Origin of the sequence: Brevibacillus sp. FSL K6-6036 (genome assembly GCF_037964015.1) — a bacterium.
GTDB lineage: Bacteria > Bacillota > Bacilli > Brevibacillales > Brevibacillaceae > Brevibacillus > Brevibacillus borstelensis.
Window position 1 is genome coordinate 3509827 of the sequence record NZ_CP150173.1, and the last position, 20174, is coordinate 3530000.

A 20174-nucleotide genomic window follows, 5' to 3' on the forward strand; every position below is an offset into this window, starting at 1 on the left:
ATTTCAGAAAAAAAGGGGTGTTTCTGTATCTGCAATTTTGTATATTTACTCTATATATAATATTCACTTTACAAGTGCTTAGGGTAAAAAAGGGGGAGAAACCATGACAAAGAGAAAAATCAACCGGCTGCTGGTCGCCAACCGCGGGGAAATCGCCATTCGGATTTTCCGCGCAGCAACTGAACTGGGCATTCGCACTGTAGCGATCTATTCCGAGCAAGACAACGTGTCCATCCATCGTTTCAAGGCGGACGAGTCGTATCTGGTAGGCGCCGGAAAAGGTCCCATTGAAGCCTATCTGGACATTGAGAGCATTATCGAAATTGCCAAGCGCAACGATATCGATGCGATTCACCCGGGCTATGGATTTCTCGCGGAAAATGCGGAATTTGCCCAGCGCTGTCTTGAAGAAGGCATCATCTTTATTGGCCCTTCCTCCACTTTGATCGACAAGTTTGGAGACAAAGTCGAAGCGCGCCGAATGGCCATCGAAGCAGGCATTCCCGTTATTCCGGGTACACCCGAGCCGATCGAAACCCTTCAGGAAGCCCTTTTGTTTGCCAAGGAGCACGGCTATCCGATAATCATCAAGGGGGTCTCTGGCGGAGGCGGCCGCGGCATGCGGATCGTGCGAAGCCAGGATGAGCTCCAGGATGCTCTGGACCGGGCCCGTTCCGAAGCTCGCTCCGCCTTTGGCAACGCCAAGGTGTATCTGGAGCGTTATTTGGAAAACCCCAAGCATATTGAAGTGCAGATTCTCGGCGATGCACACGGCAATATTGTGCATCTGTTCGAACGGGACTGCTCCGTGCAGCGCCGCCATCAAAAGGTGGTCGAAGTCGCGCCAAGCCTTTCCCTGGATGATGCGCTGCGCGAGGAAATCTGCCAGTCTGCCTTGAAGTTGATGAAGGAAGCCGGTTACTCCAACGCGGGTACGGTCGAGTTTTTGCTCACGCCCGACGGTCAATTTTACTTTATCGAAGTAAACCCGCGCATTCAAGTGGAACATACGATTACCGAGCTGATCACAGGCATTGATATCGTGCAGGCGCAAATCCGCATTGCCGAAGGGCACAGCCTGTCTGATCCGGAAATTGGCATTGCCTCCCAGGAAGCGATCAAGATGAGCGGTTACGCGATACAGTGCCGGGTGACGACAGAAGACCCGGAAAACAACTTCCTGCCCGACGCCGGGCGCTTGCTGGCATGGCGTTCAGGCGGAGGCTTCGGGGTACGGCTTGACGGCGGAAACGGCTATCCGGGGGCGATTATTACACCGTACTACGATTCGCTCCTGGTGAAGATCTCCACATACGGCACGTCTTTTGACCAGGCCGCCCGGAAAATGCTCAGAACGCTGCGGGAATTCCGCATCCGCGGTGTCAAAACAAATCTTCCGTTCCTGGAAAACGTAGTGACGCATCCCGATTTTCTCAGCGGACAATACGATACGTCTTTCATCGATACGAAGCAGGAGCTGTTCATTTTCCCGGGACGTCAAGACCGCGGCACCAAGCTTCTAAGCTACATCGGCAACACGATTGTCAATGGCTATCCGGGGCTGTCCACGCAGGACAAGAAGCCGCACTTCGATACGCCGCGCATCCCGCGCACTCCCTTTGCCCAGCCGTATCCGGACGGAACCAAGCAAATTCTGGAGCGCGAAGGCGCAGACGGCCTCGTGAAGTGGATTCAGGAGCAGAAGCGCGTGCTCGTAACCGACACCACCTTCCGCGACGCCCATCAGTCGCTGTTTGCGACTCGCGTCCGGACGTACGATTTGGCAGCTGTCGCTGAAGCGACCGGCAAGCTGGGAGCAGACCTCTTCTCCCTGGAGATGTGGGGCGGGGCCACGTTCGACACGTCGATGCGCTTCCTCAGAGAATCGCCGTGGGAGCGTCTGCAAATACTTCGTCAGCGCATTCCCAACATTTTGTTCCAGATGCTTTTGCGCGGCGCAAATGCGGTCGGCTACACCAACTATCCGGACAATGTGATTCACGCTTTCGTGAAAGCGTCCGCCGAGAACGGCATCGACGTCTTCCGCATCTTTGACAGCCTCAACTGGCTGCCGGGCATGCAGACAGCGATCGAAGCCGTCCGCAATTCGGGCAAGGTGGCCGAAGCGGCGATCTGCTACACCGGCGACATTCTCGATCCATCGAAGACCAAATACACGCTGCGCTATTACGTCGATCTGGCCAAGGAGCTGGAGAAGGCAGGAGCCCATATCCTCGCGATCAAAGACATGGCCGGACTGCTCAAGCCGTACGCAGCCTACGAGCTGGTGCGGGCTCTCAAGCAGGAGATCGGCATCCCGATCCATTTGCATACGCATGACACGTCCGGAAACGGCGGCGCGATGCTCGTAAAAGCGATTGAAGCCGGCGTCGATATCGTCGACGCGTGCGTCAGCTCCATGTCGGGGCTTACTTCCCAGCCCAGCCTGAACGGATTGATCGCTTCGCTCGAGCATACCGAACGGGATACGGGTCTATCCCTCGACGCGTTCAACAAGCTTTCCGATTACTGGGAGGATGTCCGCCCCTACTACCAAGGATTCGAGAGCGGAATGAAAGCAAGCAATACCGAGGTTTACATCCATGAAATGCCGGGCGGCCAGTATACGAACCTCGAGCAGCAGGCGAAAGCTGTCGGACTGGAAGGCCGCTGGGACGAGGTAAAACAGATGTACGCTACTGTCAATCAGATGTTCGGCGACATCGTCAAGGTCACACCGTCCTCCAAGGTAGTCGGAGATATGGCGCTGTTCATGGTTCAAAACGGACTGAACGAAGAAAACATCTGGGAAAAAGGCGAGCGGCTCGATTTCCCCGACTCTGTCATTCAGTTCTTCCAGGGGTACCTGGGACAGCCTCCGGGCGGATTCCCGAAAGAACTGCAGGCGCTTGTCTTGAAAGGACGCGACTCCTTTACGACTCGTCCGGGAGAGCTTCTGGCACCGGTAGACTTTGACAAGGTAGCGTTGGAACTGACAGAGAAAATCGTGCGAGAGGCGACAGAACTGGATGTCCTGTCCTACATCATGTACCCGCAAGTGTTCCTGCAATATGACCAAAGCTTGAAGGAATACGGCGATTTGTCCGTGCTCAATACCCCGACCTTCTTCTACGGCCTTCGTCCGGGAGAAGAGACGGCAATCACGATCGAGCGCGGAAAAACGCTGATTATCAAGCTTGTCGCCGTAGGCGAGCTGCATCCGGACGGACGGCGCATCATGTATTTTGAATTGAACGGCCAACCTCGGGAAATTTTCATCCGCGATCACGCTGCAAAGGTCTCTGAGCTGGCCCGCCGCAAAGCCGACCCGCAAGATCCCGGACAGCTCGGCGCGTCCATGCCGGGCAAAGTCTTGAAAGTTCTCGTTACAGCAGGCGACAAGGTACGCAAGGGAGAGCATCTTTTGGTCAGCGAAGCGATGAAAATGGAGACCACCATTCAAGCGCCAATGGACGGGAAAATCAAAGCCGTTCATGTAAAAGCGGGAGATGCGATCGAAACGGGTGACTTGCTTGTTGAAATGGAATAGGATTGCCTTATAATGGTAGGGAGATGAAACGCAAGTGAAAGGAGGAGATGGGTGTGCGTCTAGCACAGGTCAGCCAGATTCCGTACAGCAGGCGGGTGGGTCCATACCACTTTCAGATGATTCAAGCCAAATTGAGCGGTCCTGTCCAGCCCATTGTCGGATACAGCCTGCAGCCCTTTTATACGCGCCAACAGCAATGGATGACAGACATGGCTGACTCCCTCTCCCAGCTATATCGTTATACGGCCGAATTAAGCCAGGCTGCCAAGCAATTTGACCCTTCGCGAAGAAACAGTGTGCTGCACGCGCGAGTTGCAGTGAGCTCCCACCCGGAACGCGCTCAGGCAAAAGCCGCCCCCGGGGCAGAGCCGGGCAGCTACCAATTGGATGTCATCCGCCTGGCAACGCAGCAGACAAATCGGGGAATCATGGCTGAAAGCAGCGGCCCTTCCCTCTTGCCCCCCGGCGTGTATACGTTTTCCCTGACGATCGGTCAACAGGAGAACATCCTCGCCATCCAGGCAAAGCAAGACGATTCGCATGAACAATTGCTTAAGCGTTTGGCAGGTGTCATCCATCAGGCAGATCTGGCTGCTTCAATCGAATATTCAGAGACGATGAGCCGGATGGTCCTCCGCTCCAGTCATACGGGGGCAAAGCATGCTTTTCAGCTACGCGATATAGACGGGGCCGTGGTTCGCACTCTCGGACTCGATCAGGTCGCTATGAAAGCCTCCGATGCCGAATACGATCTGGACGGGATGCGTAGCGGCTCCCCCTTCAACCAGGTGGAGCTTTCTGGAAAGGTCGCCGCAACCCTGCTCCAGCCGGGCAAAGCATCCCTGGTTATCCAGCCGGACAGCGAACTCTTGCTGGAGAAAACCCGGGAACTGGTGACTCGTTATAATCGCTTGCATGCTTTCGTAGAAGAAAGGCCGAACCTTTTCACGACCACACTCCCTGCATCACTGGAGCAGATTGCCCGGAGTGTTCAATCGGGGCTTGCTGATTACGGATTGCACATTGCTCCCAACGGTCAGTTGAAATTGGACGAGGAGACGCTGACCCGTTCTGTCGAGCGCGATTTTTCTGCTTTTGTACAAGACGTATCCAAGGTGTCTCAACTGGTCGAAAGGGAGACGGGAAAATGGAGGACGGCTTCCCCCGCCAATTTGACAGGCTTCAACGAAGAAGATGCTTCGGGTCGAGCATTCTCCTCGTTTCTTTTGCCCAATCACTTCTACCGGCAAGCGGTTTACACGGGCTTGATCATCAATCAGTTGTGGTGAATATCCCAAACAAAAAGACAGGTGTGCCCCCGCGCGGCCAACCTGTCTTTTTCGTTTTGCCTCATGCCCCAACAATCAGCTTCGCTCAATCAGTTCTTCCAGATCGTGCTCATCGACATTGGTCACGATGGTAGTCGAAGAGACCGGGGCCTCTTCCTTTTTGCCGAACATCCCCTGCATTTTCTCCACGAATTGAGGGATGCTGTCCAAAATACGGTCATACAGATGAGTGGAATTTTCGAGAGGAATGGAGCGGATGCCCTGTTTGCCCACGACCAGGAATGCAACAGGCGTAATCGATACGCCGCCCCCGCTTCCGCCGCCAAAAGGATGCCCGATCACACCCGGATGATCGCGCTCGTATTGAAACTCACTGCCCCCTGCCGCAAAGCCGAAGCCAACCTTGGAGATCGGCAGAATCACACTTCCATCCGGCGTTTCCACCGGGTCGCCGATGATCGTGTTGACGTCGACCATTTGCTTGATATTTTCCATTGCCGTTCTCATTAACCCTTGAATGGGATGGTCAGCCATGTTGGTCCCCTCCTTACCAGCAAATTAACTGGTTTATTCGGCATTTGTAGCATACCCCAACTTAGGTCTAAGCATGTACTGTTGAAAATGAGTGAGTCTAGTTGGTTACAATCAATCCCCTAAAATTAGGGAATAATTAGCAGATATTGAGTGGCTCGTTTGGAGACTTCACAGGATATCACTTAGATTCAGTTGTCCCTACAATTTCTCCTACATTCGTTTTAACTTCGGCCATCAATCATCACAATGAAAAAGGTCCTTTCTGCCGACTTAATCAATCAATTATTTTGCTTAATGTCTTGTTGTTCCTGTAAATATTGGTGTAATGCATTTTCAAGTTGAGTGTTTCTTTTCATGCCCATTATTTCATAAAACTTCATTAGACTTTGACCCTGCGTGTTTCTTAAATCGATGAGAATTCGTGATCTAATCAGTTTTTGTACGTCTACAGTAGTGGTTAATTTTGAACGATTTTTCGTACTTCTATACACACCATGTAGCATTTTATTTACTGTTTGGTTGCTAGCTGGTTCTCCTTTAATAATGACAAATGGAGCATCTAGTGCACCATCATATTGGTCGCAATACTTTTTGACGACATTGTATGAATATAAATCCATTTCCAACCATTTATCCACTGATTCATCGTAGTCATGTCTAAGATTGCGTATTTTTCTTTCTTCAATCTTTACGTCATTCCTTTTCAATTTATAAATGTGATCTTGTTCGAAAAGCATATGGTAAGCCAGTGTGACTATCAATGGCGTCAAAATCTTCTCTTGAGTTTGTTTTGTACTAAAATCAGTTTTGTGCATAATATAGTCAATGTCTTCTTCTGTTAAAAAAACAAGCTTTTCCTTTGGCGTCTTTTTAACACTTTGGATTGTTTCTTTAATACGAAAATATGACTCTAAATCAATTTTTCTTAAATCTGCTGAACATAATAACTCAAGAAAATTCGTTAGTGCTGCTCTTGCTGTAGAGCCCGTTCGATTTTCTAGAAATCTTTTTATTAAATGCTTTGCAAAAAAACTTTTAAAATCAATAAGGGCACTGTCTTCTAAATAATTTTCAACATAATTATTAATGTCTCGTAGGTATTGTTCTCGAACCCTTGGAACTAAGCTCCTATCTTTTGTTTTTAAAAACATTGCGAAATCTTTGTTAATGAAGTCCTTCAACAGTTGGATTGAAATCTGTTCCATTGTTTATAACCTCCAAACTAAATAAAATTAAAATTTTATTATTTTTGCACAAAAAATTTTTTTGTATTAATTCCCTCTTCAAAATTTTATAATATCGTAATTACAAGTCAAGAAAATATTTCCATTTATAATAATAGCGAAGACTGTCATCGAACTGCTGACAGTCTTGAATGTACTTATATGGCCAAATCCAACGGCAGATCCGATATATCCTTTAACCGCTTCCCGTCAATCATAATATTGAGCATCTCCAATGCATCTTCTGCATTTGCCATTTCCACCGATTGTTTAAGTTCATCCAGAGCGAAATGGTAAACACAATCTATATCCCCTGTACCTAGCGCAATGGATGCCAGACGACTTGGCAGTGGTTCTGCTGTAACAACCACAATGTGCGGTAAATGTCCTTTACGGTTTCTAATCAGGTTCAACGCCTCTGATCGGCTGTTTTGACTTCGGTCAGAACGAATCGTCCACTTGGAAGAAACGCTAGCGTGAAGCAGCGGCTTTCCTCCGTTAATTGCTCGGATCGCTGCACGGCGACTGACATTTAGATCAACCATAAGGGCATCCCTATTAAGCTCATCATCCTGCATAAGATTCTGAACAATAATGATATCAGGGGTAATCGTATAGTCATTTCCAAGAGCAGCGGCAAGCTCTGGATTGTTTTTGGAGGCTTCGTCGAGTGCAGTTAAATGAGCATATTGTTCAAAACCAGCGATCGCCATTCTGTTTCGATTCCCAATTTTCTTAATCTCCCAATGACCAGGACGTATATGATTTAGTGCCAAAAAAGTATCACGAATAAACTCGGCATTAATGGCCTCAAACTCACTTCCACTTGTTTGGCCCGCCAATCTTTCTCCTGCTTCGGATTTCAGAATTTCAGCTATCCCCTTCGCGATTCTCACCGATAATTTACTGTCTTTATCAGCATTAGTCGGAACTCCTTGACTATTAACTGTTAGTACCGACTGCAAGAGCGAGGCATGATATTTCTTCCGTGCTTTAGCAATAAGCGCATTTGTCATAGCCCATGTATCCTTTTTAAATTTGTTGTAATTCCAGCTTCTAAGCACTTTCGAATTTCCAATCCAACCGCTTGAGCAACTGGCGGTGGAAATGCATTGCCGATTTGTCGATAGGCTGGCGTTTTCTTACCAAAAAATTGCCAAGAATCAGGAAAACCTTGTAACCGTGCAACCATTCTTGTGGTCAATCGGGGTAAACCAATAAAATTAGGCTCAGGCGCTTGGTCAGCAATGCCCATCCCATCAACACCCAGAGCTGCCCATGCTCGTTTTGCACGTGTTGGTCCCAGATCAGGCCCCCCATGTTTCTTTGAACCACCAACAATAGTTGGAGCAATATCATTTGCCCAATCTTTCCAGCGATTGGCCAAAAACCAACCATTCTCAGCCATAAGGTCAAAAAGAGTTTCGCCCACTGTAGGAGGTCGATGCCACAATGGCTTTGGCCAGCTAAAGTTATGAGCGAGGTCGTTCCTTATTGCAACAAAGACCACACGCGGACGAAGTTGAGGAACGCCAAAGTCGGAAGCGTTTAAAAGTTTCCATTCCGCTGTATATCCCATTTTACGAAGATCATCTACTATCTTTTTTCGATAATCATCAAATACTGCATCCAATAACCCACGAACATTCTCAAGCATAACTGCCTTAGGTTGAATTTCTTCAACCAAGCGAATTGCTTCGGGGAACAAGTCGCGTTCATCTTCCTGTCCGAGCTGCTTACCAGCCTTTGAAAACGGGGGACAAGGAACACCGCCCGCGAGCAAATCAATGCCTTTAAATTGTCTTCCAGATACATTTCGCAGATCATCTTCTATCACGTTCCAGTGAGGTCGATTTAAACGTAGAGTTGCGCAAGCTGGAGATTCAATTTCGACAAGCGCCGCATGTTCAAATCCTGCTAATTCAAGACCAAGAGCTTGTCCACCCGCTCCAGCACATATTTCTAGTGAATTCATATGGGTTACTCTCCTAACTGTCCTACTTAAAATTTAAGTATAGATGATGTTGGACCTGTCATCAAGACACCAATCGCGAACATTTGTTTCTATTCATATCTTAACAAAAGATAAGCCACAAATCAAAGTAATGAAAAACTGAAAAGACATGTTTCACAATGTGAAACATGTCCCAAAAAACGTTAGTATTAAAGTGCAAGAAGCCAATGACCGTCTATTTTGCGTTATCGTATAGAGACTCCTACACCCATCCGGTGTTTCCACCGGGTCGTCGATATTACTGGGGTGAAATGCAGTTTTGCGCAAACTGTTTACAACTAGTAGCTTGCCCAAAAGAAGAACAGGCCATGTACGCTTTTCCTACGCCCCGGAGGGACTCGTCTCCCATTTGTGGACACGCCCCTTTTTCAAGCGAAACAGCAGACGGAGCCCCATTACCAAGACATGGCCGAGGAAAAAGTGGAGAATGCACCTCGCTTGGGTGCGAATGACCGGTTGATTCCAGACAGGCTGCACACTAAGCCGCGGCATGCTCCGCAAAGAAATGGCGTGTGAGAAAAGCGCGATCAAAATGCTTTTCACTCCCCACACCGCTCCGAGAAGCGCACCAGTCTCCGCAGCCTCACCCGTTCCCAGAACAGTGTGCCATTCCAGCCGTTCGCATCGAATCTGCTTGGCAAATTGCTGAAGAACCGGTTTAAAATCATGGAAGCGTTCCAGTATGACCTGATAATTCTGTTTCCACTTCTGCAGTTGATCCTTCCCTACACCTCTTACCGTTTCTGCCGTCTTCTCTTCCTGTCTCACCGTTTCCACTTTTGCCTTCAATTCGGGGCCATTTTCCGTCTGTTTTACCATCACGACCGGCAGCTCATATTTGCGCCGGATCAGGTGAAACCATGCCGAAACCTCAACGACGAGGTGATCGTTTTCACCGACCCTGCCATAGTAAAGGGAAATACGTACAGGCGTTGCGGCAAGCAGCACAATAAATACGAAGAGTCCAATTAGTATCCAGCCCAACAAAAAAACCCCATCCTTTCACCGTTAGTATGAGTGAATGGATGGGAAAATATGTTGCAAAAGGTAAATCTATCAGTCGAGGACGTAAACAGTTACGCCATCTTTAATCCCGTGGTTCAAGGCTTCCACCCGCGAAGAGAAAAACAGGTCCACGCGATTATTTTTCACCGCGCTCCCGATATCAGCCGCGACGGCATACCCATAGCCTTCAATGTACAAATGGCTACCCAGCGGGATAACAGCAGGATCCACGGCTACAATCCCTACACGCAATGGGAATTCCAGATAAGAAAGCGCCTCCGCTTTGTCCTCCGGATATGTATATGCGGTCGTCTCAACCGTCAGTTTTTTTGTGAAGGGAGTCCCTGTAGGAGCTTTTTGTTCTTCTCCTTTTTCCAAAAGGTGGATAGCGGTATAGGTCGCAGCTTCCGCTCTCGTTATTTCATGGTGTGGCTGCAGGTTTCCATCCTGGTACGGATTCACCAACCGATTTTGCAGGGCAAATGCAAATGACCGCTGATAAGCCTCTTCCACGCTGCGTCCATCCGGATACTGCTGCAGTGTTTGAATCGCGGAGGACCAAGGCAACTGATTCACCTTGCCGCTGTCGCCCATTGCCCGTATCAGCATCGACACCATCTCTTCTCGACTTACCAGCTCGTCCGGCTTGAAAACGAGTTTTCCCTCTGAATACTCTCCATGAACGATGCCGAGTCGATACGCCGTTATGGCATATGGCGCGAGCCAATCGCCCGAAGGAATATCCGCAAAGGGTGATGCCTCCTGTGCTGCTGGTTGGACTCCTTTGGCTTTTACAAACATTGTGATCAATTCTGCCCGTGTGATCGGATCGTCTGGGCGGAAACTCTTGGCATCACCGATTACCTCTGTTATGTACAATTGTTGAATGTCCTTCTCTGCCCAATGTCCGGCTACATCGGTGTATGGTAGGTTTGCTCGTGTTGTCTCTGCCTCTGCTTTTGGCATGCCCGTGAAAATGACAGCTGCCAGCGAGGCTAGAATCAGCATCTTTTTCATCATCAACCTCCTGTAGTCGATTGCTGGAAATCTCTTTGTACTATTGTAAAGGAAAATATTCAGAAAACAACCCTCAATGATTGCCAGCCTCTGTTGGTATACAAGAACCGAAAGCAGCAGTAAAAAAGGAGCTGCCCACATCGTAGATTCATCTACTCGTCGGACAACTCCACTCACTCGACGATCCCCAAATAGACCAGGTCCTCCAGACCGATCTGCCCTGTCACTGCAAGGCCTTCTTTCTTTTGAAAGCGAAAAACGGCCCTTTCAAAATGTTTGTCAAAATGACCATGCACGGGACCATTGTAATAGCCCGCCGCCTTTAATCGATTTTGTACAAGCTTGACCAATGCTCCTCGCGACCCCGGAACCAATACCCGATAAGTTAGCCTTTCATGCCCCATGATCGGCCCGTCTATGATGACGGGGGTCCCTACTTTTACAAGCGGGTAGAGCTTCTCGATGTCCTTGTTTTTCATCCGGAAGCATCCATGACTGACGTACCGTCCAATATGCTCAGGGCGATTTGTCCCATGAATTCCGTACGTCCCCCATTCAACATTGATTCCCAGCCAGCGAGAACCAAATCCGCCGCCCCAATTCAGCGATTTTTTCGTGACTGTGAACAGGCCTATGGGCGAGGGCGTATCGACAGCTCCCGGTGCTATGCGGTAAGAGGCTAGTACTTCCCCCTTATCCGTCCGCAGGTACAGCTTGTTCTCCCACAAATTGATATAAATGTAGACTGGCGGATCAGCCTGCTCGGCGTGAACCGGAACAAGCGAGGCCATGAGGATGATGAGCACGGAAATGACAGACAGAAAGGCTCTCATCATGCTGATATCGCTCCACTTCTTGATCTGATTATCAGAAGAAAAGCTGTACGAAAGCAATCACTATCGATTATTTGGCAAAGATATGGCTTCCGATTTTTTTAATCTGAGGTCTGGACCAGATCCACTTGGAAGTCGCTGTTTTGGGATTAAAGTAGAACAGGGCATTGCCCGATGGGTCCCATCCTCGCACCGCTTCATAAGCGGCTCGATATGCCGTCTTCCCTGGTGTCAGCCAGTATTGTCCGTCGTCAATCGCCGTAAAGGCATAAGGCTGAAAAATAATCTCTTGAATACTGTTGGGGAAATTGCTGGATTGCAAGCGGTTCATGACGACTGCGGCAACGGCCACCTGTCCGACATAAGGCTCGCCCCTTGCCTCGGAATAAACCAATTGGGCCAGCATTTGCATCTCGGATCGATTTACGGTAACTTTCTTCAGCTTTTTCCATGTCATTTTTCCTGTAATTCCATCTGCAGGCATCCCGTACTTTTTTTGAAACTGGCGGACTGCCTGGGTGGTCTTGCTTCCGTATATTCCATCCAAAGGCCCTTGATACAGGCCTATCACCTGCAGACGATACTGCAAATCCCAGACGTCACCGGTCCTGCTTCCCTTTTTAAGCACGGGAGCAGCAGATGCCGGAACAGCCAGCAAGAAAGCGACCAGGACAGACAAAAACAGGGCAATCCCGCTTTTTTTCTGAAACACCTATATCCCCCTCCTCAAGCCCCCATTCTATCGGGAGAGAAGATCAGGTTCAATTCAAGGTTTTTGGCATGTTTGCCAATACATGCCGTCTATCGCTCAAGCCCATGCTTCTCGTTTCATCCTTTTGGTTTGAACAGGACCGCCGCAAAAAATCCAAACACGATCGCCGCCGAAATCCCTGCACTCGTCACTTCAAATATGCCGGTAATCACGCCGACAATCCCGTGTTTTTCCGCTTCCTGCATGGCTCCGTGAACCAAAGCGTTGCCAAAGCTGGTAATCGGCACAGTGGCCCCGGCTCCGGCGAATTTGACAAGCGGCTCGTACAAGCCGAATCCATCGAGCAAAGCTCCTGCTACGACCAGAGAGGACATGGTGTGAGCGGGCGTCAATTTGACGACGTCGAGCAGAAACTGGCCAATCAAACAGATCGTGCCTCCCACCAAAAATGCCCACAGGAACGTCATGCTACCCCTCCTCCGGATGCTCTGCTTCAATGGCGACCGCATGAGCAATGCAGGGAATGCTTTCCCCTTGCTGATAGGAGATGGGTGACAAAAGGGCGCCGGTAGCGACGACCAATATGCGTTTCCATTCGCCTTCTCTCATCCTTCGCAACAGATGTCCGTATGTAACCGTAGCGACACAGCCACAGCCACTCCCTCCCGACCAGACAGTCGGATTGTCTCCGTATATAAGCTTGCCGCAGTCGATGTACCGATCCAGCGGAATATCGACGTTATGCTTCGGCAAAAGCTCCGAGAGGATCTGGTGACCGACCTTTCCCAAATCTCCCGTTACGACGAGATCGTAGTGATCGTGCGGGAGCCGCATATCGCGGAAGTGAGTCTCAATCGTCGAAAGTGCTGCTGGCGCCATCGCCGCCCCCATGTTGAACGGGTCGCTCAGCCCCATGTCGACGATGCGGCCGATCGTCGCGGCATGAACCCGCAGCCCGCTCCCCTTGTTTCCCACAACAGCTGCACCTGCTCCGGTAACGGTCCACTGGGCTGTAGGCGGCTTTTGCGAACCGTATTCGGTTGGGTAGCGGTACTGTTTCTCTGCTGCCCCGTTGTGGCTTCCGGTAGCAGCCAATACGTAGTCGGCTGACTGGCTGTCTACCAATAGCGCACCAAGCGCCAAGCTTTCCATCGCTGTCGAGCAAGCTCCAAACAGGCCGATGTAGGGGATACCCAATGTACGGGCAGAGAAGCTGGACGTAATGATCTGATTCATCAGATCGCCTGCAAGCAAGAAATGGACTTGCTCCTTTTGCAGGCCTGCTTTTTCCAATGCTTTGTCGCAAGCTTCCTCCAACAGAACTTTTTCGGCTTTTTCCCAGCTGTCTTGTCCAAGCATGAGGTCCCCATGCGTGATGTCAAAATCCTCTCCCAAAGGTCCTTTTGCTTCGAAAGGACCGCCGATGGCAGCCGTACTGAGAATGACCGGCCTCGAAGGGAACACCCATGTTTGATGCCCTTGTCGCATGGCTTATCCTCCCATTTTGATCAACGTTTTCACGATCCCGATCACGAATGCGGAAAAAACTCCAAACACAATCACCGATCCCGCCAGTTTGAACATGTTTCCGCCCACTCCCAGGACAAAGCCTTCGCTCCGGTGATCGATAGCGGCTGATGCAATCGAATTGGCAAAACCGGTTACCGGAACGCTTGTCCCGGCTCCTGCCCATTGTGCAATCCGGTCGTATACACCGAGCCCTGTCAAAAGAGCGGACAGAAAAATGAGCACGGCTGTTGTCGGATTTCCGGCCGTCTTTTCCGTAAAGTCAAAGTACCGGATAAACATCTCCTGAATGCCTTGCCCGATCAGGCAAATAATCCCCCCTGTGAAAAACGCCCGCGTAAAATTGCGCAGCAAAGGGCGAGGGGGCTCGTGACGTTTGGCTAACTGCTGATACTCCTGCTGGACGGGGGTAAGCTTTTTCTTTTTTTGATCCGCCATTGTTTTCCCTTCTTCCCTATCTTGTCAGCAGCGGCTTGACCTGATCCATAACCTTTTGCAGTTCTTCAGCGTCTCTTTGGTACACGAGTTTTTGCTGCTGATTTTTCGTAGACAGCGCAAACACTTCCAGATCGGCCTGGCACTTTTTCAACTGCGCGTAGGTTAGTTTCAACGCCTGCGGCTCAGCCACTTTGATTTTGTCGTCATACAGATCGAGGTATAGCTGACCGCCTTTGTCAACCTGGCCGAGAAAGACATTTTCCAGGGCGACGCCGGCCTTCTGCAGCTCAGCCCGTACCCAGGAACGGTTCAAGCCCATGTTCGACAGCGGCTCATCCATGATCATCCCGTCCATGATGACTGCTTGCGGCTCCTCTGCCGGCGACACCTCAAGCTCGAGATGCTGCGGGGTCACTGGCTGATGCTGCGATTTTAAAAGCACGCTCAATTCTCCACTGGTCTCCATCACTGCAAATTCGACGTCGGCCACGCGAAACACATTTTTGATTCGCAGCTGCTCCATCAGGTCTTCAGAGGTCCACCGCTCTTTTTTCAGGTTGTCTTCCAACACCTTGCCATCCTTGATCAAGATCGTCGCTTTTCCCTCAAAAAAATCCCGAAGAACCTTGCTCTTTAAAGCCAGCCATTCAAACAAAACAGGAAAGATTGCTACCACCGTCAAAGCGATCAGGCTGTGGTAGATAGGGCCGTCCATCTCTGTTGCCATGAAGGCGGCGATAGAGCCGATCGTAATGCCGACAATGTATTCAATGTACGTTAATTGCCTGATTTGACGCTTGCCGATAATTTTTGTCAGGATGAACAGATAGACCACAGCTCCGAGTGAGCGCAGTGCGATATTTAACCAATCGGGCACGCATAAACCCTCCCGCTCATGTACTAGAGAAGAGGAGAGAGAAGCCCCTCTCCTGTTTCCTGAAAGGTACTTAGAAGCCTTTGTATTGAGGCTCCTCGTTTTCAAGCTCGGTAACGCGCTGCTGCAGATTGGTCACGATCGACTCTGTCTGCTGTGCAGCTTGTGTGTACAACTGCTTCGCTTGCTGATTTTGGGTGCTGAGCGCAAATTGTTCCAGATTCGCTTGAGCTCCCTTTAAGCTTGCCAGCGTCTGCTTCACTTGGGATGCAACTGTCATCTGATTCACCTCCTAGCACCTATAGAGTCAACCAACTGCAGGCATTTAATCCCACGCTTTTAAAAAAGCGAACTGTAAAAATTTTACAAATACTAACAAAAAGGAAAGACACCGTTATGGTGCCTTTCCGACATTCAACCTATTTGGTTATGCACGACCAGCCAATTGTTGTTCAGCGAAGGAAACGAGACGCTTAGTGATCTCTCCTCCAACAGAACCGTTTTGACGGGAAGTGGTGTCTGCTCCCAGTTGAACACCGAACTCAGCAGCAATCTCGTACTTCAGTTGATCCAGAGCTTGGTTAGCTTGCGGTACCAGAAGGTTGTTACGGGAACCACCGTTGTTGTTTGCCATCTGTAATCACCTCCTCGTTGGTTGTAAGCTTAATATGTCTGTTGACCCCCTCTTTCATTCATTCTGTCACTTTGATTTTCACTGGCAATTTATAGCGTTATAGCTGGAGCAGATATTTCGCAATCTGCTCTGCCGAATCCGGTTTGCTCAAGGAAGCCATTCTTTGGCTCACATCCTTTCTTTCTGCAGGGGAGTATCGAAGCTGCCGTACGATCTGGCTGATTTCATCTGTCGTACGTGCATAAAAAGCAGCTTCGTGCTTGAGAAGAAAGGACAAATTCCGCCATTCCTGACCTGGCAGCGGTTGAAACAAGACAAGGGGCGTTTGGACTGCAAGGGCTTCTGCGATGCTGATTCCACCCGGTTTGGTAAGAAACACATCCGCAGCAGACATCCATTTCCATATTTCGGGCTCATATCCTCTGACGATGACATTATGAACAGGCGGACATGAGGATGTCAGCCTGACCAATTTCTCCTGAAGAGAGTGATTTTTTCCTGTAATCACGACGATTTGGAGAGGCTCCGGCTCGCGCATCAAAACGCGAATCACCTCTTCCATCGAGCCATATCCCCCTTCACCTCCGCTTATTAACACAGTAAACTGCTGGGGGCCCAGGCCAAGCTGATCTTTCCAGGAAGCTTTATCCTGGAGGGCAGACGACTGGAAAGTGCGGCGGATCGGAATGCCATACTCCAGTACAGGTGTTCTCTCAAGCCGACGATCTGCCCGAATCGGATCGGCCAGTTGTTCATGGGCAACTACGTAAGCATCCGTCTCTGGATGAATCCAAAATCGATGGACGCAAAAGTCGGTGGGAACACCAACAAGCTGATAGGGTTTGGCCCCTTTCCGCTTTGCTTCAGCGAGCGCGGAAAAGCAGTACGCATGCGTAGCAACGACAACATCAGGTCTTTCCCGATCGATCAATTCCCGAACCATTCTTCTGGAGAGCCAGACTGCCAGCGGTTTGTTAAGCACGGCCGCCCACTTTTTGTCGTTGCGATGCATTTTTTGCCATAATCCGGGGTTGTACCGGAGCATGTGCAGATAAAAAAAGCGGGAGATTTCCCGCAACGCCGGACTTGCTGTTTGTAGGCCCGACACTACTTTTACATAAGCTGTGGGCCGCAGCTCTATCAGAGCTTCAGCGAGTGCTTCGGCGGCCATGCGGTGACCGCTTCCCGCCCATTCTTCGGTAACAAGCAAGATTCGTTTCGCGCTCATACCGTATCACCTGCTCGTTCGGGCTGTTGCATGAGATACCTTCGCAACAGCTCTTCCTTGGACATGTACACCCGCTTTAACGGGACGTCCTGATCCCATGTTTTCATCCTTTTCTTTCCATCCGGATGAATAAATCGAATCATCAGCTTCAGGTACCAGCGTTTGTATCGAAAAAACCAGCTCATCGGCACATTGGAAACGGAGAAGCCCAATGGGGTTACCCCTTTGCTCAGGGTTGTTGTTCCGACGATTCCCTTGATCTCGTCCCTCTCTTCCATATTATTGAGGTAACTGGCTAGCTGCGGCAGTGAACGCATGATTTGCTGCCTGAGCAGCAAAGCCACTCTGAGGTCATCTTTTACGCCTTTGCTGAGGGTCGCGAAGTAGTAATTGTGTATATGCAGTTTTAAGATCAGATCGCCTTTTGAAATGACGCGATTATCCGAGGTGACGAGCGGTTCACCACGGTAGCGCATGCGGACAATGCGAAAGATATTGTTGCCTTTCTCAATATATCGCAGCCTGGTGCAGCGCTGATAAAGCTCGTCCCAAATCCCCCACAAGATCAAGATGCCCGTGTTCATCTCCAAATCGGTTCCTTTCTAGCTGTGTATTTCTGTATTCGTAGTATGCCCGATCCTGCTTGAAGAAAACACCGGGCTGCTGCCGGAGGAAGACTTGATTCAGCCAGTCGTTCTCCAGTAGCGCCCGAATGCGACGATGCCGCCCGCAACCAAAAATGGAATCCACGCATGATTTAAAAGCAACGGATTGAGAAGCTTCCAAACGTAAGGGTCCTCCAGGCACATCTCCGTGGCCGTGTACGCCAGTACCCCGCCGCCGAGCAGGGACAAGCTGGGAAATCTGTTAATCAAACGCGCGACCAGCGAGCTTCCCCACATCAATAGTGGTATGCTCATACCCAATCCCATCAAGATCAAGAGCAAGTCTCCGTCAGCAGCGCCGCCTACCGCCAACACATTGTCGAGACTCATGACAAAGTCCGCCAGAATAATCGTTTTGACTGCCTGCGAGACATTTTGGCTATAGGACACCTCCGTCGGTTCCTCCTGATCGCCAAACATGAGCTTCCAGGCGATCCACAAAAGCAGAACTCCTCCTACTACTTTTACCAAGGGGATGTCCAGCATCCAGGTCGTCATCCCGGTCAGCAGAACACGAAGCACGATCGCTCCCATTGTTCCTATGTAAATGGCTTTTTTTCGCTCTGTTGGCGGCAACCCCCGGCAAGCCATCCCGATAACAACGGCATTGTCACTACTGAGTACCAGATCGATGAGAAAAATTTGCAGCAAGCCAATCCAAAATTGCCCCTCCATCGCTCTTCCCCTTACCCACTTCTATTTGCCCTTCCCCTAACCGACTTCTATTTGCTCTTCCCCTAACCGACTTCTTTTTCGCCCTTCCCCCGCCCGACGATTCCGATTTACGGTTGTCCTTCTTACTCTATGCTCCCAGATGCTCCCTCATGAGCGCTTTTCTATTCCCGAATAAAGACGAGAATACTCGGATTTTGTTGAACAAAAATTCCATAAAAAAACAATTTTCAACGCAATATAGGAGATATATACCTTGTTTTTCTGGACATCCTTCCGTACGATATGAGTGGGGTGGGATAAGATATGGTGGAAACTGTCTCTCTGAACCTTCAAAACGTTTCACAAAAAATTCTGGATATGGGGCCGACCATCACTACGCTATGGTTGCAGGAGATCGTTTTGAGCATGGAAACCCCGCTGACGATCCCTCGCGATTTTGCGGAGAAGCGTACCGTATTGTTGGCACGTTATCTGGTTGAAAATGTCGAAGAGGATATGCAAACCTGGTGTCTGGAAATGGGGGAATGGCTGCGTTCCCAGGAGTACCCGTTTTCGTCGATCTTACGCACCTATCAGCTGTATCGAAATGTCTTTTGGCGTGTGATCAAGCCGGAGCTGCTCAAGTGGTCGCTGACAACTGAACACATGATTTACCTCGAAACGCAGTTGGGGAAGGCCATGGATGAAAGCATTTTTTGGGCTGTTTACCATTTTGAACAACTGATTAATAAAGAGCTTGTGAAAAAGGAAGAAACGATCTCCTTCCTGCATAACGACAAATTGACCATGTTGGGCAAGATTGCTGCTAATATGGCACATGAGCTCCGAAATCCGTTGTGTGCCATCGAAGGCTTCTTGAAGCTGATCGCCGAATCGACTCGCGACCAGGACAAGCTCCAGTCCTATATCCAAGTGGTCATGCATGAATTTGAAAACCTGCATCGGCAAATAACCGGTTTTCTCAGCTTTTCCAAGAAGCCAATCCTGGATGAAATCTTTAAGACGGTTGATGTGGAGCATTTGCTATACGAGGTAGAGCTTCTCATTACACCTCGGCTTCTGGCTGAAAATATCGGGTTTGAAAAACAGATTGAGCCCTGTATGCTGAGCTGCTATGAAGAAGGGTTAAAGCAAGTCGTCGTTAATCTTTTGACCAATGCTATCGACGCTGTCCAGGGAAGACCCGAAAAGATGATCCGGGTTCAATCAGCTTGTCAGAATGGCATGGTACAGCTTTCGGTCGAAAACAACGGGGAAATGATTCCGCCAGACATCCTGGAAAGCTTGTTTCAGCCCTTTTTTACGACGAAACAAAATGGAACCGGGATTGGTCTGTCGATCTGCAAAAACATCATCGAGAAGCACAATGGAACGATTTCCTGCGAATCTACCCGCGAGTCCACCCGTTTTATCGTTACACTGCCTTTGGCATAAACAAAGCTTCTTTCGAGGTTTGCTCGAAAGAAGCTTTTTCATTCTGACCTGTTTGTCATGTTCGGGCTGTTTAGATCGCTTTGGACGAAGCTGCTCCCCTTTACAACAGAGACGTGCTCGTGTGGACAACGAGCTTTTTATCGAAAGCGAAAAAATGCCCTCTGATGACAGAGGGCGAGGCAAGAGATCCGTTTACCTTTCGAGTAAGCGATCTAGACCCTACTCTACACGAAAACATATGTTTCTACTACCCAAACCTTAAGACAACTTTCGACAAAGTCCATTGACCTTGTCGAACTCCTCACATATTGTCGATGGTCGAAAAATCTGGGCCAAAAGACTTATTTAGCTCATTTATATAGAGATTGGTCGGGTTACCGGTTTTAATAAATTCAATTCAATCGCAGGTATCAATCTATAATGAGAGCATAAAAAAACAGGCACTTATTGAAGTAAGTGCCTGTTTCTTCTATCTGATGGAGCGGGTGATGGGAATCGAACCCACGCGACCAGCTTGGAAGG

General features: G+C 49.4%; 20 protein-coding genes and 1 tRNA gene (1 of these 21 running past the window's edge). 3 read left to right on the forward strand and 18 right to left on the reverse strand.

The genetic code is table 11. From position 1 onward, the window contains the following. The first annotated feature begins 103 nt into the window (after nucleotides 1-103). Both pyc and NST37_RS17685 read left to right on the forward strand, forming a co-directional pair. Complete coding sequence (pyc, locus tag NST37_RS17680; protein WP_339185620.1) at nucleotides 104-3550, forward strand: pyruvate carboxylase; 3447 nt, start codon at nucleotides 104-106, stop codon at nucleotides 3548-3550. A 53-nt stretch (nucleotides 3551-3603) separates the two neighbouring features. Next, nucleotides 3604-4839: a flagellar cap protein FliD N-terminal domain-containing protein gene (locus NST37_RS17685; protein ID WP_243015030.1), complete on the forward strand. Its 1236-nt coding sequence runs from the start codon at nucleotides 3604-3606 to the stop codon at nucleotides 4837-4839. A gap of 75 nt (nucleotides 4840-4914) precedes the next feature. Here the strand turns inward: NST37_RS17685 and ytfJ are convergent, their stop codons facing one another. The 17 genes from ytfJ to NST37_RS17770 all read right to left on the reverse strand — a co-directional run bounded on the left by ytfJ (nucleotide 4915) and on the right by NST37_RS17770 (nucleotide 18218). After that, nucleotides 4915-5373: a GerW family sporulation protein gene (gene ytfJ / locus NST37_RS17690; protein ID WP_003386710.1), complete on the reverse strand. Its 459-nt coding sequence runs from the start codon at nucleotides 5371-5373 to the stop codon at nucleotides 4915-4917. 278 nt (nucleotides 5374-5651) lie between these two features. Further along, nucleotides 5652-6578: a hypothetical protein gene (locus tag NST37_RS17695; RefSeq protein ID WP_339185622.1), complete on the reverse strand. Its 927-nt coding sequence runs from the start codon at nucleotides 6576-6578 to the stop codon at nucleotides 5652-5654. A 176-nt stretch (nucleotides 6579-6754) separates the two neighbouring features. Continuing rightward, a complete protein-coding gene (locus tag NST37_RS17700) occupies nucleotides 6755-7612 on the reverse strand; it encodes an NgoMIV family type II restriction endonuclease (protein ID WP_227278527.1) in 858 nt (285 codons plus the stop codon). Next, complete coding sequence (locus tag NST37_RS17705; protein WP_227278525.1) at nucleotides 7609-8571, reverse strand: DNA cytosine methyltransferase; 963 nt, start codon at nucleotides 8569-8571, stop codon at nucleotides 7609-7611. The genes NST37_RS17700 and NST37_RS17705 overlap by 4 nt, the downstream gene beginning before the upstream one ends. Nucleotides 8572-8931: 360 nt before the next feature. Then, a complete protein-coding gene (locus NST37_RS17710; protein ID WP_243015029.1) occupies nucleotides 8932-9597 on the reverse strand; it encodes a DUF2953 domain-containing protein in 666 nt (221 codons plus the stop codon). A gap of 69 nt (nucleotides 9598-9666) precedes the next feature. Next, nucleotides 9667-10632 carry an S-layer homology domain-containing protein gene (locus NST37_RS17715; protein ID WP_003386712.1) on the reverse strand — a complete coding sequence of 322 codons (966 nt, stop codon included), beginning with the start codon at nucleotides 10630-10632 and terminating at the stop codon, nucleotides 9667-9669. Between the two features lie 173 nt (nucleotides 10633-10805). Continuing rightward, nucleotides 10806-11468, reverse strand: coding sequence for a L,D-transpeptidase family protein (locus tag NST37_RS17720; protein WP_003386713.1), 663 nt, complete (start codon nucleotides 11466-11468; stop codon nucleotides 10806-10808). Nucleotides 11469-11535: 67 nt separating this feature from the next. Continuing rightward, nucleotides 11536-12150 carry a spore cortex-lytic enzyme gene (gene sleB / locus NST37_RS17725; protein WP_194247002.1) on the reverse strand — a complete coding sequence of 205 codons (615 nt, stop codon included), beginning with the start codon at nucleotides 12148-12150 and terminating at the stop codon, nucleotides 11536-11538. Between the two features lie 143 nt (nucleotides 12151-12293). Next, complete coding sequence (gene spoVAE, locus NST37_RS17730; protein ID WP_003386716.1) at nucleotides 12294-12644, reverse strand: stage V sporulation protein AE; 351 nt, start codon at nucleotides 12642-12644, stop codon at nucleotides 12294-12296. Between the two features lies 1 nt (nucleotide 12645). Further along, on the reverse strand, nucleotides 12646-13665 hold the full coding sequence (spoVAD, locus tag NST37_RS17735) for a stage V sporulation protein AD (RefSeq protein WP_003386717.1): 1020 nt from the start codon (nucleotides 13663-13665) through the stop codon (nucleotides 12646-12648). Nucleotides 13666-13668: 3 nt separating this feature from the next. After that, a complete protein-coding gene (gene spoVAC / locus NST37_RS17740; protein ID WP_003386718.1) occupies nucleotides 13669-14142 on the reverse strand; it encodes a stage V sporulation protein AC in 474 nt (157 codons plus the stop codon). Between the two features lie 16 nt (nucleotides 14143-14158). Then, the gene (locus NST37_RS17745; RefSeq protein ID WP_003386719.1) at nucleotides 14159-15019 is read right to left on the reverse strand and encodes a DUF421 domain-containing protein; all 861 of its coding nucleotides are present in this window, start codon (nucleotides 15017-15019) and stop codon (nucleotides 14159-14161) included. 70 nt (nucleotides 15020-15089) lie between these two features. Next, a complete protein-coding gene (locus NST37_RS17750) occupies nucleotides 15090-15296 on the reverse strand; it encodes a DUF1657 domain-containing protein (RefSeq protein WP_003386720.1) in 207 nt (68 codons plus the stop codon). A 147-nt stretch (nucleotides 15297-15443) separates the two neighbouring features. After that, complete coding sequence (locus NST37_RS17755) at nucleotides 15444-15650, reverse strand: alpha/beta-type small acid-soluble spore protein (protein WP_003386721.1); 207 nt, start codon at nucleotides 15648-15650, stop codon at nucleotides 15444-15446. Between the two features lie 97 nt (nucleotides 15651-15747). Further along, complete coding sequence (locus NST37_RS17760) at nucleotides 15748-16878, reverse strand: glycosyltransferase (protein WP_003386722.1); 1131 nt, start codon at nucleotides 16876-16878, stop codon at nucleotides 15748-15750. Further along, nucleotides 16875-17462, reverse strand: a complete 588-nt coding sequence (locus tag NST37_RS17765) for a hypothetical protein (RefSeq protein ID WP_003386724.1) — start codon at nucleotides 17460-17462, stop codon at nucleotides 16875-16877. Before NST37_RS17765 ends, NST37_RS17760 begins: the two co-directional genes overlap by 4 nt. A gap of 99 nt (nucleotides 17463-17561) precedes the next feature. After that, entirely contained in the window at nucleotides 17562-18218 is a 657-nt protein-coding gene (locus NST37_RS17770; RefSeq protein WP_039070863.1) for a TerC family protein, read from the reverse strand. A gap of 303 nt (nucleotides 18219-18521) precedes the next feature. Between NST37_RS17770 and NST37_RS17775 the strand changes: the two genes are divergently transcribed. Continuing rightward, nucleotides 18522-19652 (forward strand): HAMP domain-containing sensor histidine kinase, encoded by a 1131-nt coding sequence (locus tag NST37_RS17775; RefSeq protein WP_003386727.1) that lies wholly within the window; start codon nucleotides 18522-18524, stop codon nucleotides 19650-19652. Nucleotides 19653-20129: 477 nt separating this feature from the next. On the opposite strand, the gene NST37_RS17780 is transcribed toward NST37_RS17775, so the two are convergent. Continuing rightward, nucleotides 20130-20174, reverse strand: a tRNA-Gly gene (locus NST37_RS17780) (it continues 29 nt past the right edge of the window).